Origin of the sequence: Paenibacillus sp. 2TAB26 (genome assembly GCF_052115145.1) — a bacterium.
In the GTDB taxonomy this organism is placed as follows: Bacteria; Bacillota; Bacilli; order Paenibacillales; family Paenibacillaceae; genus Pristimantibacillus.
The window spans coordinates 267,138-283,087 of sequence record NZ_JBFRGC010000005.1; the positions used below are offsets into that span (position 1 = coordinate 267,138).

A 15,950-nucleotide genomic window follows, 5' to 3' on the forward strand; every position below is an offset into this window, starting at 1 on the left:
CGTTACATAAACATACGCTGAAATACAGTTACGAATCGTCCTATCCGATGTAGTGTCCTTATGCCGTTGCAGTCGCCTCTGCGCTTTTGTTTTTTTTGCTTTTGATCTTCTTGCTTCTGACTCTCCCCCTCATTCATTTGACTGATTAAGTTTGTAATCATCTCCATTCTCTTCTCCAATAGTTTTCTGCGCTCGACTGACGGACTTTCGATGCGATCTCGATGATCCATTTACTAAAAAGCCCTCCTTGAGGAATACATGTGCAATAAACATACTTTCAGTTTTTGTTTTTCTTATATGCTGACACTCCCATTCATCTCAACTGCGTGATGCATATAAACGGCTTCCATTGTCATGCCGCCACCAGGCAGCTGTGCAATAAGTGTAGACGGGTTATCGCAAGTAATGAATTCTCCCTTGCGCATCACGCATACGCGATCGCAATTGCGCTGAATTTCCTCCATATCATGAGAAGCGACAATAATTGTTTTCCCTTGTTGTCTAAGAATCTGCAGCAGTGACCAATAATCACGTTTGGCTTGCGGATCCAGTCCTGTTGTGGGTTCATCCAAAAATATGATTTTTGGATCGTTCACCAATGCGATAGCTAGTGCCGTACGTTGTCTCCAACCGCCTGATAAACGTTTAACTAGTTTATCCGAATATGGACTAAGCCCAAACTGTTCAATGATGTGATCCAAATTATTTTTCCGTTTATAAAAACCTTGGAAAAGCTCCATTGCCTCTCGAACATTCATTTTATCTACTAAGGTTGTGCTTTGCAGATGAATTCCGATGTCTTCCTTCAATTTTTCTGCATCCAGCACCACATCATGTCCATAGATGCGTATACTGCCTTGGTCGGGCATACGAATCCCCATTAGCATCTCTAGCAACGTCGTTTTTCCCGCGCCGTGCGTACCGATAATACCGAATATTTCACCTTCGTTTACTTTGAAGGAAACCTGATCTACTGCCTTATTCGCACCATAGTACTTGCTGACCGAGCTTACCTGAATGATCGTTTGCTTATCCATTCCTTGGTTAACCTCCATTCACACTTAAGCATTGCCTATCACTAAAAGCTATAAGGTGAGATTTATGTTTTGGTATGCGTCATAGTTTCAAGATAACGCATACCGTTAACTTTTTCACCGAAAACCTGTCTAGTAATTCACGCAATTTTTTTGCGTGACCGCAATGCTAGCGCAAAACAAAAGGAAGCTTACTAATGATTCCAAAAGCTGCTATAAACAACCAATCACCATTATCCACAGAGATATCAACAGTTCTGTATAAATTGTTAGTTAATTCTGTCGATAGTACCTACGTATAAGAGTAGCATTTTAGCGGAATCCGTCGTTTTATAGGTACAATTTCTTACATTTATTTATTTTATCCACGTTATACACATTATCCACAGTTATACCCCGCAAATAATATCCCCTTTCCGTTCACAATATTGATCTTTCGTAAATCCAGTGTTTTCGGGCATTTCACTCTTTTATCCACAAAATGAAGCCTCATTGTGGATAACTTTGTGCACAACACTAATTTTGGTAATTTTTTATGGCTATTTTCTAATTCCGATGTAAAGCAAATGTGAAGCTGAACCTAATAAATGAATATTTTCAGCAGAATCATAAATCATTTGCATGAAATCGGAGAATTGTTTGTTTCCCTGAGACCTCCAATAATCGAACTGCTCCGATGTAAGGGCTCCTGCAACGCTGGAGGAACCAATCAACTTGACCGTTTCAAATCCTTGCGCTTCCATAAACGGCGTAATCGTATCGATATCATAGTAATAGGCTCCCGTGAATCTGCCTTCATCTTTATGATTAAAAACGCCCGAATCCATAAACTGCTGAATCTCATCCATTGAATCGAGAGGCTTCCAGCTTTGCGGATAAGCAAGAGCATTTAGCAAATGCCTAATACGTGTCATAAAGGCGATAAACACATACCCCCCACTCCGTGTTACACGATATAGCTCCTTAACCGCCTGTTCACGATCCTCTTCCTTCTGTAAATGATAGAGCGGCCCCATCATCAATGAAGCATCAAAAGTCTCGTCTGCAAACGAGCTCAAGCTTCTAGCATCTGCAACGTGGAAACCTTTAAAACGATCTGCCAACCCAAACTCCTCTGCCTTCTCAGCGGCTAATTGTACCAGCCTTGGGGTCAAATCTGTTAACGTGACATCATAGCCGCTATCAGCTAGTTCCATCGCATATTTTCCAGGACCGGCGCCATTATCCAAAATATGTCCACTCGCAGGCAAGTAATTTCGAATAAAATGCCAGTTGACGATAAACTCAAGGGGCGCTCTATCGAGACGCCCCCATTCATCAAACTGATTATAATATTGAATAATTTTACTCATCACATATACCTCCTTGAGGTTTTATGCCCACAGCAGCGCTTATTCCCATAATAGAAAGAACTCACTCTACTATGGGAAAAGCAATCCGTTGGCCTTATGAGAAATTAGTTGGCAGCTTTAGTTTGGATTACTTCTACTACTCTGCTGCCTGTCGTCATAACTGCTTGATTGCACGCTGAAACATAGGCTTGAGCGGCTGCAAGCACAATATCACTATGAATGGATGTACCGCGGAATCGTTTCTGTTGATGAATAATGCTGACGACCGCTTCACCGTGAGCATCCTCGCCAGTTGATAGCGAATGAAGCTCCAAATCCTCGAACTCCGCTGCTACTGGAATCGCTTGTTGAATGGCATGGATCACTGCCTCAATAGGGCCGCCTCCCATTGCGATATAAGATTGTTCTACACCAAACTCATTCTCACGGATGGTAACCGTCGCTGTACGTGAAGGCTGCGTACCCGCGTGAACATGCAGATCAACCAGTACATATGGATCTGGCTGCGTCTGTGTCAGCTCACCTGCGATACGAATCAATTCATCATCTGTCACGATTTTTTGAGCATCAGCGACTTCCTTGAATTTATCGTACACATCCTGCAGCTGCACTTCTGTCATATCGATGCCATACTCAGCAAGGCGATGTTTAATCGCATGGCGGCCGGAATGTTTGCCTAATATAATCATGTTCCGCGAAATGCCCATCGCTTCCGGATCCATAATTTCATACGTGTTACGGTTTTTCAGCAAACCGTCTTGATGGATGCCCGATTCATGCTGGAATGCATTGCGGCCAACGATTGGCTTATTGTAAGCAATCGGGAAATGCATAGCGCGACTAACCAAACGAGAGGTTTCATAAATTTCGCTAATTTTAATGTTTGTTTCTGCTTGAATAGCATCCTTGCGCGTTTCTATTGCCATAACCAGCTCTTCTAGAGAGCAGTTGCCCGCGCGTTCGCCAATCCCGTTTACAGTCACTTCAATTTGTGTGGCACCTGCATTAATAGCAGAAATACTGTTAGCTACAGCAAGGCCTAGGTCATTATGACAATGGGCACTATATCTCACCGTTTCTCCGCCTCTGGCTTGCTTGCGCACCGCGCGGAACAGCTCGCTCATTTCCTCTGGCATAGCATAACCAAGCGTATCCGGCAGGTTAATGATAGTCGCACCTTCCGCAATAACCGCCTCAACGAGCTGAATGACAAAGTCTCTGCCAGATCGTGTGGAATCCATTGCAGAAAACTCGATTTCATCTACGAATTGCTTGCCGTAAGCAACCATATCTCTCGCGATCTTAATGACCTCTTCCCGAGATTTGCGAAGCTGATGATTAAGATGAATATCGGAGGAGGATATAAACAAGTGAAGGCGTCTGCGTGCTGCATCCTGTGTCGCTTTCACTGCAGCGTCAATATCAACCTTTACCGCTCTCGCAAAACCTGCGATCTCTACATGCTGAAGCTCACGTGAAATTTGCTGTACAGCCGCGAATTCGCCTGGGCTGGAAACCGGGAAACCTGGCTCAATAACATCAATGCCAAGCTTGCCAAGCTGGCGTGCAATAATAATTTTACGTTCAGGATCAATTGAAGCACCTGGTGACTGCTCACCATCACGAAGAGTTGTATCAAAAATTTGGATTTTTTTCATTTCGTTTGTCATTGTTAATTCCTCCTAGGGATTCGTTTGGATGTATTTTTTTCATTTTTGGGTACAAAAAAAAGCGCGTCGTCTCCTTGTAAGAGACGACGCGCTTACGCTGCCGTGGTACCACTCTAATTGACCGATTCTTGCTGCAGAAGCTTAAACAATGCTGCCTTGCAAAAAAGGCAATATTGAATAGCTTGCTGCGGGAACCGAGCCCGCTTAAATGCCCGATGACGGCGGCTAACCGTAACGTTGTAGACAAAAACTGTCTTTTATGACAGCTTGCTTCCCACGTTCCGCTCCCAGGCGAGATTCAAACCTCAGCTTCGACTGCGTCACACCACCCCGCAGCTCTCTGTACGATTTCAATTCGTTCATCTGCTTTTGATGAACATATCTTGAAATTCGTTTTGCCAGCCTACTGTTCTACTGCTCCTGTTCATTGCGTTTTTACTCTATATGGATTGTTGCTGCTCATTAAATCGTTAAATCCTTCACTTCAAGACAACAAGAAAAACCTGTCATCTCTTGAATCAAGAGACGACAGGTTATTATGACCCGCGCGGTACCACCCTTGTTGACACCCATACGTTCGCAAACGAGCAGGGACGCCCAACTTAAGCATATGGCCAACTCCGGATGTTGACTCACATGCACCCGATTACGGTGGTTAACCGTAACAATGTACCTGCATGGCTATCAGCATGAACTCATGCTGCCATCGTTTCCACTGTTCCGCTCCCAGGCGAGTTTCAAGCATCCTTCGACTGCGTTGCACCATCCCGCAGCTCTCTTGTGTCATAACGACGTATGAATGATGCACATTCATAGTGACGTTTCAGACATTCCCGGACAAGCTTTACTATTCCTGTTCTTTGCGTTTGTAACGTATGAAGTTAAAGTTTGAAGTATTGTTGCTTATTATATGCTCTAATAAATTGTCTGTCAATTCCAATTGAAAATATTTTTTATTAGCCCCTATTCAGCCAACGAATGTGGCATATTGCTCACTGACCAGCTCTCAAGCGATAAACCAGGGTCAGCTTTCATGTCAAGATCTGTGAATTGCGACCGTTTTAGCTTCAAATAAGCCGCTGCTCCAATCATTGCAGCATTATCTGTACACAGCGAATTCGGCGGTATAAGCAGAGGCACACGTTCTGACACGCACTTTGCACTTAAAGCTGCCCTCAAGCCCTTATTCGCTGCCACGCCGCCACAAAGCAGCAGCTGCTTCGCACCATATTGTTTGACTGCGCGCAGAGCTTTTGTGACGAGCACCTCAGTGACTGACTCTTGGAATCCGCGAGCAAGTGCCGCCTCATTCAGGACTAAACCTTTCATTCTCGTCTGATTAATAACCGCTAGTACTGCCGATTTCAAGCCGCTAAAGCTAAAATCATAGCTATCCGGTTCCAGCCATGCACGAGGCAAAGTAATCGATTCGTCTGCTTCGACTGCAAGCTTGTCGATATGCGGCCCTCCTGGGTAAGGCAAGTGCAGCGCACGCGCTACCTTGTCATATGCTTCACCGACTGCGTCATCCCTAGTACGGCCAACAACTTGGAAATCACCTTCACTTTTTAACAGCACTAACTCTGTATGGCCCCCCGAAACAACTAGCGCCATACATGGATATATAATGTCATGAACGAGCTCATTTGCATAAATATGACCTGCAATATGATGCGTACCGATCAATGGAATATCTAATGCCATAGACAGGCTTTTGGCCGCTACAATACCTACGAGCAAAGCCCCTACAAGACCGGGACCTTGTGTGACTGCGATAGCTGACATATCCTTTAGCGTCAGCCCTGATTCCTTGACAGCCTGTTCTATTATCAATGTAATCGACTCTACATGTTTACGCGATGCAATCTCGGGAACTACACCGCCATATCGTTCATGTATTTCAATTTGGCTGGACACGACATTCGATAAAATATGTTTTCCACCGCGAATAACCGCCGCTGACGTTTCGTCGCAGCTCGTTTCAATCGCCAAAACAAGATCATTCATTGGCTGTTCATTCACTGCCTGTTTCGATTGATTCACATTCATTGCTCCCTTACCTTCAACCGCTCTTTGTCTAGCTCAGCCCACATTATAAGCGCGTCTTCATTGTTGTCCGAGTAGTACCGCGGGCGTATGCCGGCAGGCTCAAAACCGTATTTCCGATAAAGGTTTTGCGCAATTTCATTGGAGGGACGAACCTCTAGCGTCATCTTTACCGCGCCAAAGAAAACTGCCGTCCGCTGCAGCTCATTAAGCAAGCAGTTTCCTAAACCTTGCCCGCGATAATCTGAGCGTACCGCAATATTAGTTACATGCGCTTCGTCCATAATAACCCACATGCCGCCGTAGCCTATTATTTGTTCCTCATATTCCATAATCATATAGCGAGCAAATAAGTTGTTCATGAGCTCATTCGTGAATGCTTCCACAGTCCATGGACTCGTAAAGGCTTCCTGTTCAATCGCAACGATAGCGGGTATGTCTGCCATAGTCATCGCTCGAAAAATGAGTTTGTTCACTTCTAATTTCATGCCTTAGCTTCACCTGCCTGCTTTGCCTTCCATACGACCTCAGCCTCAGTTAGCTGAGTGTAGTTAGGAATAAGAGTATGCGGATCTTCTATTAGACCTGACTGCAGTCTTTTGAGGCCAAGCTCTGCTATCCATTTGCCCTCTTGGATAAAGGGTTGAAGCTGAACGATAACGCCTGCTGCCTCGCCAATCTGCTTCAAGCGCATCGCGCTTTCTTCGTGAAGCGACAGGTCGCCGACAAGTGAGATGCTCCGTATGCTTCCAGCCGGCAAATTCGCTAATCGCTGCTCAAGCTGATCTACAAAATCCTTCATAATACGAACGCCATCATCCAGCCAGCGAGTCCATTCAGATGCATCCGTCATCAAGAAAGCCGATGTATACACCTGACCGCGCCTTGCATCCATAATCGGAAATACCCAATGCTCGCCATTATGCATTTTCTCCAGCTCCGCAATTCCGCTCACCTGCTGATGCCAAGCGCCATATGCTATGGCCTCCAAGCTGGACACGCTCACCAGCGGCTTGTTCCATACCCATGCCAACGTTTTTGCTACAGAGATCGCGATACGCATTCCTGTATATGATCCTGGTCCATTCCCAACCGCAATCGCCTCGATGTCCGTAGTAGCAAGGCCGCTTTTTCGCAGCATTTCTTGAATATGCGTCACAACGTGTACAGAATGGTTTCTTTCCGCTAACGTTTGAATTTCCGCAAGCACCTCATGACCGCTAACGATAGCAGCTGCCATCGACGCCGTGGACGTATCTAAAGCGAGTATCGGTCCCGTTTGATTTCTCTGCTCATTACTCATCTGTCTGCTCCTAACTTGCTTAAAGCTTCACACCAGCCTGCGTAAATTTCACCATAGCCGGTCAATTGTATGCGCCGTGCTTCATCGCCAAGATGCTCAATATACAGCTCCAACCTCTCAGTTGGCAGCAGCTCCTTGATCAAGCTAGCCCATTCCACAATCGTTACGCCATCGCCATAAAAATAATCATCCAAACCAAGCTCATCCGCTTCCTCCAGCGACAGCCTGTAGACATCCATATGATAAAAGGGAAGCTGATTCCCTTCATATTCTTTAATAATTGTAAAAGTCGGACTATTCACAATGCCTCTCACACCGATTGCGCCTGCAAAAGCTTGTGAAAATCTAGTTTTTCCCGCGCCCAGATCACCATCCAATGCAAGCAATGTACCTGGTTTTACCCAAGCTGCAAGCTGTTCGGCTAGCGTTACAGTGTCATGTTCCGTTTGTGCCAGCCAAGTGGCATGGCTTATCTGTTGTTGCATGCTATTCACCCGTTCATGTCGAAAAATGATTATATCCGCGTTTCTTAAGCAAAACTCTCTTCTCCAAATGAGGCAGCGACTCTTTTTCCTTAAAAGCTTGATCATGTCGAATGAGCTCAACAGCGGGCTCACCCATCTCGGTTTCTCCAATAATAAAAAAAGGAATACCTTCTTGATGAAAAGCTGCTCGCATCGCTTCCGCATGTTCTGGTGCCATCGTGCCTAGCAAGACGTAATCTTCTCCGCCATACAGCATCCATTCCAGCGGATCTATTCCTACACTTGAAGCGTAAGCGGCCAAGCTGCCGCTCTTTGGCAGAAGCTTCTCATAAAGCACGAGGCGAAGCCCCGACGCTTCAGCAATTTCCCATGCTTCGCTCGCCAGGCCGTCGCTTACATCATTAAGTGAACGACAGCTCCCATGCTCAAGCAGCAGCCTTCCCGCACGCACTGAAGGATTTGGCCGCTGATGCGCCTGCACTAGCAAACCTTCCCTACCCGCGCTGAAATCCGCGGGCTGCAGCACCACGCGCTCCTCCTCTGCAAGGAGCGCATGCAATCCCGCCGCCGACATGCCTACGGCGCCGGTCACAAACACTGCATCGCCCGGCTTTGCGCCCGAGCGACACAGCTCACGCCCTGCTTCCACGGTGCCAACCACCGTTACAGCGACAACCAAATGCTCCGGCGCCGACGTCGTATCGCCGCCTACAATGGCAACCCCGTAGCGCTCGGCGCACTCGTACAGCCCATCATACAACCTCCGCATTCGCTCCGGCGTATACGATGGCGGCACGCTGACCGAGACGAGCGCATGCAAAGGCACGCCTCCCATCGCGGCAATATCGCTAATGTTGGCGGCAAGCGCCTTATAGCCGACATCCTCGTCCCGCATCGTCGACGGCTTGAAGTGTACCGTCTCCACCATCGTGTCGACGGCCAGCAGTATCCGCTTTGGAGCAGCAATGCCATCCGCAGCAGAAGCGGGATCAACTACGGCGGTATCATCGCCTATCCCTATAACCACGCCGCGCTCGCGCTGCCAAGCACTTCCTTGCATGCCTGCCGTCCAATGATGAATACTCGCAAACTCATCCAAATTGCTGGTCTCCTTCATCTCAAAGCAAAAGTGGGCCGATCTGTGCAAGCCAAATCGGCCGCGCATTTCTTAGAAACTGACTACTACCATCATTAGTGAATATCCCGTTTCTTAAACCGTCCGCCCTTCACATCGTGAATATTGCCGACGGCAAGAAACGCCACAGGGTCAAGCTCATGAACAATCGACTTCATCTTCGCCTCTTCAAGCCGCGTAATGACACAAAAAATAACGCGTTTGCTGCCGCCAGTAAAGCCGCCTTCGCCATGCAGGTAAGTAACTCCGCGTCCTAAACGGCTCATAATCGCTGCGCCGATTTCCTTCGCTTCATCGCTAATGATCCACACCGCTTTGGATTCATCGAAGCCCTCGATCGTAATATCAATCAATTTATAAGCAATATAATACGCGATAAGCGAATACATCGCCCGATCCCAGCCAAACACGAAGCCTGCACTGCCGAGAATGAATAAGTTGAAAAACATAACGGTCTCGCCAACCGAAAGAGGAATACGCTTATTAAACACGATCGCAACAATTTCGGTACCATCGAGCGATCCGCCAAACCGAATAACCATGCCAACGCCAATGCCCAAAATGACACCGCCGAATATAGCAGCTAGAAAAGGCTCTACCGTAAGAGGCGGTACGGGATGAAGCAAAAACGTTCCTAGCGACATGACCGAAACGCCGTACAGCGTCGATATTGCAAAGGTTTTGCCGATTTGCTTGTAACCAAGGAACAAAAATGGAAGATTAAGAAGAAAGAGAAAAAGACCAAGCGGCACTTTCGTTAAATAGGAGGCCATGATCGATATGCCGACAATACCACCATCAATAATATGATTTGGTACTAGAAAGATTTCCAGCCCAACTGAGACGAGCGCAGCGCCTAGTGTAATAAACAGCACTCTTCGCAACACTTCGAGCTTGGACAGTTTGTGGTGCTGTAATGATCCCATAAATGTACGCACATCCCCCTATTAGCTCTATTTCTCATTATTTTACCTTAAAAAGTACCAGATATAAAGCAACTCTGTCATTATTACAAAAAAAGAAACCTTCCACTTTAGCAGCAATTTGCCTCTAAGAGAAGGTTTCTATCCGTGTTTAATATTCAAGTAAGCGCGAAAGACATAGCGCCTATTTCCTACAAAAAATAATTACAACTCCTTTACGATTGTAATATGAAGCTCGTTCTTGAGCTCAATCTCATAAGGCGATGCCGGCATTGTGCCGTCTGGCTCCATAATAATTCGTATACGGGGACGATGGACAGCGAGCTCCGTATTTTCTGAAACGACACCAACTTGACCAGTGCTAAGCAAAAGCGAAGTCGAAACTGGATATATTGATATATGCCGACAGAACAGCTTAATCAAGTCCAGATCAAAAAAGGTGCCGCCGGCAGCAAATAAAAACTCAATCGCTTCGCTTGCCGTGTACCGTTTGCGATAAGGTCTTGGTGAAGTTAATGCATCAAAAGTGTCCGCTAATCCTACGATTTGAGCGTACATATGAATCTCACTTTCCTTGAGCCCGCGCGGGTAACCTGATCCGTTAAATCGTTCATGATGCTGAAGCGCGCAGTGTGCAGAAACGATAGATATATCGTGATACTTGCGTAATATATCGAACCCGTCCTTCGCATGGCTTTTGATGACTTCACGTTCCGCCAGCGATAAACCGCCAGTATGAGCCAGCAGCTTTGGCGGCACCTTTGTCATACCAATATCGAAGAGCAGCGCGCCAATGCCAAGCTCTTCAAGCTGATTGCGATTAAAGCCCTTTGCCATGCCCATAATGCCTGAAAGCACAGCCACGTTAAAGGAATGCTGAAATAAATAACCTTCCATGGCATGAATGCTCGTTAAATTAACCAGCATGTTTGGTCTTGAGGATAAATCCTGCATAATTTGGCCGAATACCGCCCGAAAATTGCGGCCCATATCCGGTGCGATCGTTCGCCCTTTTGTTACGGTCTGGTCTTTGAAGGAGTTCATCGTTTTGTAAATAGTATCGACCGCTTGCTTACGCGTTTCATCACGGATCGTATCTTCAGGAATCAGATCCTCCGTCAACCCATCCTCTATGAATAGAAAATCGATGCCTAAGTTCCGCAATCGATCGATGTAACGATCATTCAATTCAACCCCTTCTCCTAGAAGCACGTTGCCGTTTTCTTGAAAAATGGGTTTAGCCACCTTGTCTCCCGGCTTGACCATTCCAATCTGCGTTTTTCTCATTAGATTAGTTCCCGCCTTTGATAGTTTAGCGATTGTAACCGGATCAAATCCATTTTATCAGAACTATGTCCAACTGACTATGCAGCAAACACGAAAAAGCCTAAACATATTGTTCAGGCTGCTAGGCTAATTTTCGTTTAACAATCCGATTACGTCCATTATACTTGGCCTCATATAATGCGGCATCTGCCTGTGCAAGCAACTCTCTTAAAAAAGCTTTTGGATCTACTAAATCGGTTGGGTCAACATGTTCAATAGAGATTACGCCCATGCTTATCGTTACCGATACCGGCTCCTCAGAGGTTCCCGTGTTTATTTTATTTTGCTCAACCGATTCCATAAGAATCTCCGCTATCTGATCGGCTTGGTCTCGGTTGGTATGCGGCAAATACACCGTAAATTCTTCTCCGCCATAACGAGCTAATATATCCGTAAATCGCAGAACTCCTCTAACGGCATCAACCGTACCGCAAAGCACCTCATCACCAATTAAGTGGCCATATTTATCGTTAATCAATTTAAAATGATCGAGGTCAAATAAAAATATAGAGAAGGGTATGCCATAACGAATATTAGCAATCACTTCTTGCTCCAATTGATGGAGCAAGTAACGCCGATTATAGCAGCCGGTCAAACCGTCAGTAATCGCCATATGCTCAAGCTTCTTATTCGCTTGAAACAGCTCGTCCTGCATAATAAGCAGATCGCGATTTCGATCTTGAAGCAGCTCGTTCTGAACATTCGTTTCTTCGACTAGCAGGCGAAGCTCCGTCACATCTTGGAAGGTCAGTACTCTGCCTACCAATGTCTTCTTATTGTTCAATATAGGCGCAGACTGTACGATAATATGCCTATGCTTGTCATGCTGAATTGCAATTTCCATCTCAAGCCTGTCCATCGGACGCTTATTCTGCTCTTCAAAAAAAGCAGCAATATCTCTAGTAACCTCGCCTTTAAATTGCGGTCCTAGATGAGCGGAATTAAACTTGTCGCCAATGCGCAGCCTCAGAATCGGCTTTATTACTTTATTTACATCAATAATGATATCGTTCTCATCGAGCACGATAATACCCATCGACATCGTATTCATTACATCTCTTTGTACGGTTTGAATAATATCGAGTACTTTGTTCCGTCTAATGGCATGTACCAAATAAACAGCGGCAACAGCCATTCCTACTGAAATAAGCGGAATATATTGATTCATTTTTTCAATTAATAGAACATTGATAAATAAATCTGTTATAGCAAACGAAACGAGTACAAACATACCGTTTATTGCGGTTTTGATTAATGTGCGCTGCCGTACCGAATTTTCGCCGCGCAGCTTGTAGAACATAATAACAAAAGAAACGGTTACATAAACAATTAATTGCGTAATCATAATCCAGTACAACGGCCCTTGCTCTAGCTGCTTGAGCGGACTTAGCTGATCGTTAATTCGTAGAAACATGCCATTTGGGTTAATGATAACCACAGCTACAGAAATAAGCGCGGGCATCGCTAAAATGAACAACCGGCTCTTTCGTATAACATACGACTGGCCGGTGAGATATACGATGAATACGAACCATCCAATTCCAAGCAGAGAAAGCCCTACATACGATATGGAAACGTAAAATAGTCTAAAGAGCGCAGAAGTTGTCGTCTGGGACGCAAATTGAAAAAGCGTCCAACACATAAAAACGACATGCAAAGTCAAATACATACGATGCAAAATCGTAACGTTGCTGGAGGCAAACACGTAGAAAAACAAGCCGAGCAGCACTAGAAACATACTAAAGTCTAGCCAGATCATCCATTCCAATACGGTTCACCCATTCATTTGATAGCCATCTTCTTCCATTGTAGCAAATGTTAATACTATCGACAATTGCTTACCCTCAAAAAATTCAAAGTGTAACATTCGCCAATAAGCAATATTATTTGGAGATATGATTAGGCCATCGTTCGGAAAGCATATGCTCCAGCGACGGGGAAATGTTCAGAAACTGACGAAATTGCTCATACTCTTCCCATTTTTTCATAGAAAGCCCATGCTGCTCTGAACGGACCGCGCGAATGAGCAGATTTTTTGGCGTATGCTCTGGATCTACAAATTCCAGCATCGAAACCTTATACCCCAAAACCTCCAGCAAAGTTCCTCTTGCGGCATCCGTGGCGAGTGCGGAAAAACGCTCCTTCAGCAGGCCTTGAGAGAGTAACGGAGATAAAACATCACTCTTTACCTGCTTGAACAGCTCATGCTGGCAGCAAGGTACCGACATAATAACGGAGGCTCCCCAATTAACAGCTTTGGCAAGCGCAGCATCCGTAGCCGTGTCGCATGCATGCAGAGTGACAACCATATCAGCAGCTTGCAGCTCTTCATATTCAGCAATGTCACCTACGAGAAACTTAAGCTTGTCATAACCCAGCTTCTCCGCAAGTTCCGAACAGAAAGCAATGACATCGGCTTTCAAGTCAAGTCCAATAATGTTAATATTCCTCTTCTGCTCCACTGCAAGCAAATGGTAAAGCGCAAACGTTAAATAAGATTTGCCGCAGCCAAAATCAACGATCGTAATTTCCCTGTCCGTTGGCAAATACGCAAGCACATCCGTTACCATCTCTAGAAAACGATTGATTTGTCTGTATTTATCCTGTTTTTTGGCGTGGACAAGCCCTTCCTGCGTCATAATGCCAAGCTCAACAAGAAAAGGGGCCGCTTGACTCTCGGACAAAATACGCTGTTTCTGCCGATTATGCTGCAAATTCGCTTTGCTCGAATCACCAGTTGGCGGTTTCTTTAAAATAGCCGCTTTCCCTTTTTTGCTAAAGAGCAATTGAACGTCAGCCTCGTTCGTTTTTACAAGCGCCTGACGGTAGTTCTCCTGCAGCAAATCGATGACTCGCTCAGCCGCTTGCGGCTCAGCAACATTGTCATGCGTAACCTTGTTTGCAAAATGATATTCAAATTGATAAAACAAGCCGTTCTTCATCTCAATGGGACGAATGATTGTTTTAGGCGCTGCGGTTCCGTCCTTCCGCTTCGGCTGGCTAAGCGTAGCCTGCAGCAGCTCTTTGCCAGTGATCCATTTCGTAATTTCTTGCTGCCATTGTTCCGTCATGCTGTCCAATCACTCCTAAATCAGTTTTGAAGCTAAGCTCATTATACGTACGCTTATGCTATATCGTCTGTTTGCTGCTTGGCAAGGTCTTCAATTCCCTGCTCTATCTCCTCGCGCGGCAGCCCTCCCGCTTCAAGCCGTTCGTCTGGTTGTAACAATATTCGTTTATAGGCTGCTTCTGCTTCCTCGTTCGTCAGCGCGTTATCTTCAAGCAGCTCATGCATCATATTTTCAACAGCGTCATAACGCCCTTCTGCTTCAAGCCATTCCATTAACAAACGTTTCGTTGCTAGGGGCAATTCATAAGGCTTCAGCCGCTCAAGCAGCTCTTTTATTTGTTCGCGGGGCTCGGTAATCGTTGGCGCCGCATCTACTAGCGATAATCTTAGAAACAAATGCAGCGACTTCACATACGCGATGAAGCTCTCATCCTCACGTCCCAAGTCGGCAGTCAATTCAGCTTCCTGCTTCATCAGAAGAGCGATGGCTTGCAAATGATCCGTTTCCAAGATCCCGTTCGTCGTCATCATTTTCAGTAAGTCTTCATCCGAAAGGGAACGAATAAGCTTACTGCTTAGCCTAAACTTTGTATCAAGAAGCTCATCGATGTAGAGCAAAGCCTCCTCGTGCTTGCGCTCTCGCCTCAAATTCATAATTTGACCGACTGCTTCTGTCATTTGCTCAATCATTCGCATGAAATAATCGCGCTGAAACATCTGGTTCCCCCTCTCGCCAAACTACTGCTGCTCATTCTTTACAAAGCTAAGAATAGCATTGATCAATTGCTTCGGCTCTTCGATCATTCCCATATGACCTGCGCTGCCAAGCTCCACTTTCACGGCCCAGCCGTTTGATGCTGCAAAAACACTTTCCACCGGAATAACCTTATCTGACACCCCTGCAACAAGAAGTACAGGCAGCTCAGATTGCTCGATTACCTGCGTCCGGTTTGGACGTGCCTTCATTCCTTTTGCAGTGCCGATTGCGCCTTGCAGGGATGTGCCATAGCCTATTTTCTTTCCTTGCTCAACCTCAGCGGACAAAACCTCCAAATTATCGGGAGCAAACAGCTTAGGAATAAGACCATCAACAAATGTCTTCACGCCATCTTGCTCGAGAGCCGCTGCTGCTTTATCACGGTTTTCTTTGGCAGCGTCACTATCTGCTAGCGCTGTTGAATGGATCAGGCCAAAGCCAGAAAGCTTCTTCGCATATTTTTCAGCGAATGCAAGAGTAATATAGCCCCCTAAGGAATGCCCAAGCAATACTGCATTATGAATTTGCAGCTTGATAAGCAGCTCAGCAATATCCTCCGCATACAACTCCATCGTATAAACCTCATCACTTGGCGCAGAGCTTCTTCCATGCCCGCGTGCGTCTGGCGCAATAATACGTACAGATTGCTCTAGCCCATCCAAGATATGCTCCCAATAGGAAGAGCTTCCGCAGTAGCCATGCAGCAAAACGACAACCTCGCTAATGCCATCCGCCGCGCCTCCGTCATCCGGATGGGAATCATAATATGCAAGCTCCAATCCGTTATTCAAAAAAAGCTTACGCTGTGCGATTGAGTATACTTCTTTGCTATTTTCATTTGTCATTTGT

Annotated in this window: 15 protein-coding genes; all 15 read right to left on the reverse strand. The window is 45.8% G+C overall.

Features of this window, described 5'->3' with window-relative positions:
* Positions 1–2: 2 nt before the first annotated feature.
* Positions 3–230 (reverse strand): hypothetical protein, encoded by a 228-nt coding sequence (locus tag AB4Z50_RS07090; protein WP_441877367.1) that lies wholly within the window; start codon positions 228–230, stop codon positions 3–5.
* Positions 231–293: 63 nt separating this feature from the next.
* Entirely contained in the window at positions 294–1,037 is a 744-nt protein-coding gene (locus AB4Z50_RS07095) for an ABC transporter ATP-binding protein (RefSeq protein WP_076269663.1), read from the reverse strand.
* Between the two features lie 536 nt (positions 1,038–1,573).
* The gene (locus tag AB4Z50_RS07100; protein ID WP_441877370.1) at positions 1,574–2,386 is read right to left on the reverse strand and encodes a class I SAM-dependent methyltransferase; all 813 of its coding nucleotides are present in this window, start codon (positions 2,384–2,386) and stop codon (positions 1,574–1,576) included.
* Between the two features lie 104 nt (positions 2,387–2,490).
* A complete protein-coding gene (locus AB4Z50_RS07105) occupies positions 2,491–4,056 on the reverse strand; it encodes a 2-isopropylmalate synthase (protein WP_441877373.1) in 1,566 nt (521 codons plus the stop codon).
* A gap of 963 nt (positions 4,057–5,019) precedes the next feature.
* Positions 5,020–6,063, reverse strand: a complete 1,044-nt coding sequence (gene tsaD, locus AB4Z50_RS07110; protein WP_441877589.1) for a tRNA (adenosine(37)-N6)-threonylcarbamoyltransferase complex transferase subunit TsaD — start codon at positions 6,061–6,063, stop codon at positions 5,020–5,022.
* A gap of 38 nt (positions 6,064–6,101) precedes the next feature.
* Positions 6,102–6,590 carry a ribosomal protein S18-alanine N-acetyltransferase gene (gene rimI / locus AB4Z50_RS07115; RefSeq protein ID WP_339207222.1) on the reverse strand — a complete coding sequence of 163 codons (489 nt, stop codon included), beginning with the start codon at positions 6,588–6,590 and terminating at the stop codon, positions 6,102–6,104.
* Positions 6,587–7,405 carry a tRNA (adenosine(37)-N6)-threonylcarbamoyltransferase complex dimerization subunit type 1 TsaB gene (tsaB, locus tag AB4Z50_RS07120; RefSeq protein WP_441877377.1) on the reverse strand — a complete coding sequence of 273 codons (819 nt, stop codon included), beginning with the start codon at positions 7,403–7,405 and terminating at the stop codon, positions 6,587–6,589. The genes rimI and tsaB overlap by 4 nt, the downstream gene beginning before the upstream one ends.
* Positions 7,402–7,890 carry a tRNA (adenosine(37)-N6)-threonylcarbamoyltransferase complex ATPase subunit type 1 TsaE gene (gene tsaE, locus AB4Z50_RS07125; RefSeq protein ID WP_441877380.1) on the reverse strand — a complete coding sequence of 163 codons (489 nt, stop codon included), beginning with the start codon at positions 7,888–7,890 and terminating at the stop codon, positions 7,402–7,404. Before tsaE ends, tsaB begins: the two co-directional genes overlap by 4 nt.
* A gap of 13 nt (positions 7,891–7,903) precedes the next feature.
* On the reverse strand, positions 7,904–9,007 hold the full coding sequence (gene thiL / locus AB4Z50_RS07130; RefSeq protein WP_441877383.1) for a thiamine-phosphate kinase: 1,104 nt from the start codon (positions 9,005–9,007) through the stop codon (positions 7,904–7,906).
* 74 nt (positions 9,008–9,081) lie between these two features.
* On the reverse strand, positions 9,082–9,951 hold the full coding sequence (locus tag AB4Z50_RS07135) for a YitT family protein (RefSeq protein WP_076269656.1): 870 nt from the start codon (positions 9,949–9,951) through the stop codon (positions 9,082–9,084).
* Between the two features lie 201 nt (positions 9,952–10,152).
* The gene (locus AB4Z50_RS07140; protein WP_441877386.1) at positions 10,153–11,235 is read right to left on the reverse strand and encodes an HD-GYP domain-containing protein; all 1,083 of its coding nucleotides are present in this window, start codon (positions 11,233–11,235) and stop codon (positions 10,153–10,155) included.
* A 121-nt stretch (positions 11,236–11,356) separates the two neighbouring features.
* Complete coding sequence (locus tag AB4Z50_RS07145; RefSeq protein ID WP_256710986.1) at positions 11,357–13,033, reverse strand: histidine kinase N-terminal 7TM domain-containing diguanylate cyclase; 1,677 nt, start codon at positions 13,031–13,033, stop codon at positions 11,357–11,359.
* A gap of 124 nt (positions 13,034–13,157) precedes the next feature.
* The gene (locus tag AB4Z50_RS07150; RefSeq protein ID WP_441877389.1) at positions 13,158–14,345 is read right to left on the reverse strand and encodes a class I SAM-dependent methyltransferase; all 1,188 of its coding nucleotides are present in this window, start codon (positions 14,343–14,345) and stop codon (positions 13,158–13,160) included.
* Between the two features lie 53 nt (positions 14,346–14,398).
* Positions 14,399–15,061 carry a DUF6483 family protein gene (locus tag AB4Z50_RS07155; RefSeq protein WP_441877392.1) on the reverse strand — a complete coding sequence of 221 codons (663 nt, stop codon included), beginning with the start codon at positions 15,059–15,061 and terminating at the stop codon, positions 14,399–14,401.
* Positions 15,062–15,082: 21 nt separating this feature from the next.
* A complete protein-coding gene (locus AB4Z50_RS07160; RefSeq protein WP_441877395.1) occupies positions 15,083–15,946 on the reverse strand; it encodes an alpha/beta fold hydrolase in 864 nt (287 codons plus the stop codon).
* Positions 15,947–15,950 lie beyond the last annotated feature (4 nt).

What these genes read in the sequence shown, in the direction of transcription:
- AB4Z50_RS07150 (WP_441877389.1), bottom strand. Translation starts at nt 14,345, where the DNA reads ATGACGGAACAATGGCAGCAAGAAATTACGAAATGGATCACTGGCAAA.
- AB4Z50_RS07100 (WP_441877370.1), bottom strand. Translation starts at nt 2,386, where the DNA reads ATGAGTAAAATTATTCAATATTATAATCAGTTTGATGAATGGGGGCGT.
- AB4Z50_RS07105 (WP_441877373.1), bottom strand. Translation starts at nt 4,056, where the DNA reads ATGACAAACGAAATGAAAAAAATCCAAATTTTTGATACAACTCTTCGT.
- AB4Z50_RS07095 (WP_076269663.1), bottom strand. Translation starts at nt 1,037, where the DNA reads ATGGATAAGCAAACGATCATTCAGGTAAGCTCGGTCAGCAAGTACTAT.
- AB4Z50_RS07155 (WP_441877392.1), bottom strand. Translation starts at nt 15,061, where the DNA reads ATGTTTCAGCGCGATTATTTCATGCGAATGATTGAGCAAATGACAGAA.
- AB4Z50_RS07135 (WP_076269656.1), bottom strand. Translation starts at nt 9,951, where the DNA reads ATGGGATCATTACAGCACCACAAACTGTCCAAGCTCGAAGTGTTGCGA.
- rimI (WP_339207222.1), bottom strand. Translation starts at nt 6,590, where the DNA reads ATGAAATTAGAAGTGAACAAACTCATTTTTCGAGCGATGACTATGGCA.
- AB4Z50_RS07090 (WP_441877367.1), bottom strand. Translation starts at nt 230, where the DNA reads ATGGATCATCGAGATCGCATCGAAAGTCCGTCAGTCGAGCGCAGAAAA.
- AB4Z50_RS07160 (WP_441877395.1), bottom strand. Translation starts at nt 15,946, where the DNA reads ATGACAAATGAAAATAGCAAAGAAGTATACTCAATCGCACAGCGTAAG.
- tsaD (WP_441877589.1), bottom strand. Translation starts at nt 6,063, where the DNA reads ATGAATGATCTTGTTTTGGCGATTGAAACGAGCTGCGACGAAACGTCA.
- AB4Z50_RS07145 (WP_256710986.1), bottom strand. Translation starts at nt 13,033, where the DNA reads ATGATCTGGCTAGACTTTAGTATGTTTCTAGTGCTGCTCGGCTTGTTT.
- AB4Z50_RS07140 (WP_441877386.1), bottom strand. Translation starts at nt 11,235, where the DNA reads ATGAGAAAAACGCAGATTGGAATGGTCAAGCCGGGAGACAAGGTGGCT.
- tsaB (WP_441877377.1), bottom strand. Translation starts at nt 7,405, where the DNA reads ATGAGTAATGAGCAGAGAAATCAAACGGGACCGATACTCGCTTTAGAT.
- tsaE (WP_441877380.1), bottom strand. Translation starts at nt 7,890, where the DNA reads ATGCAACAACAGATAAGCCATGCCACTTGGCTGGCACAAACGGAACAT.
- thiL (WP_441877383.1), bottom strand. Translation starts at nt 9,007, where the DNA reads ATGAAGGAGACCAGCAATTTGGATGAGTTTGCGAGTATTCATCATTGG.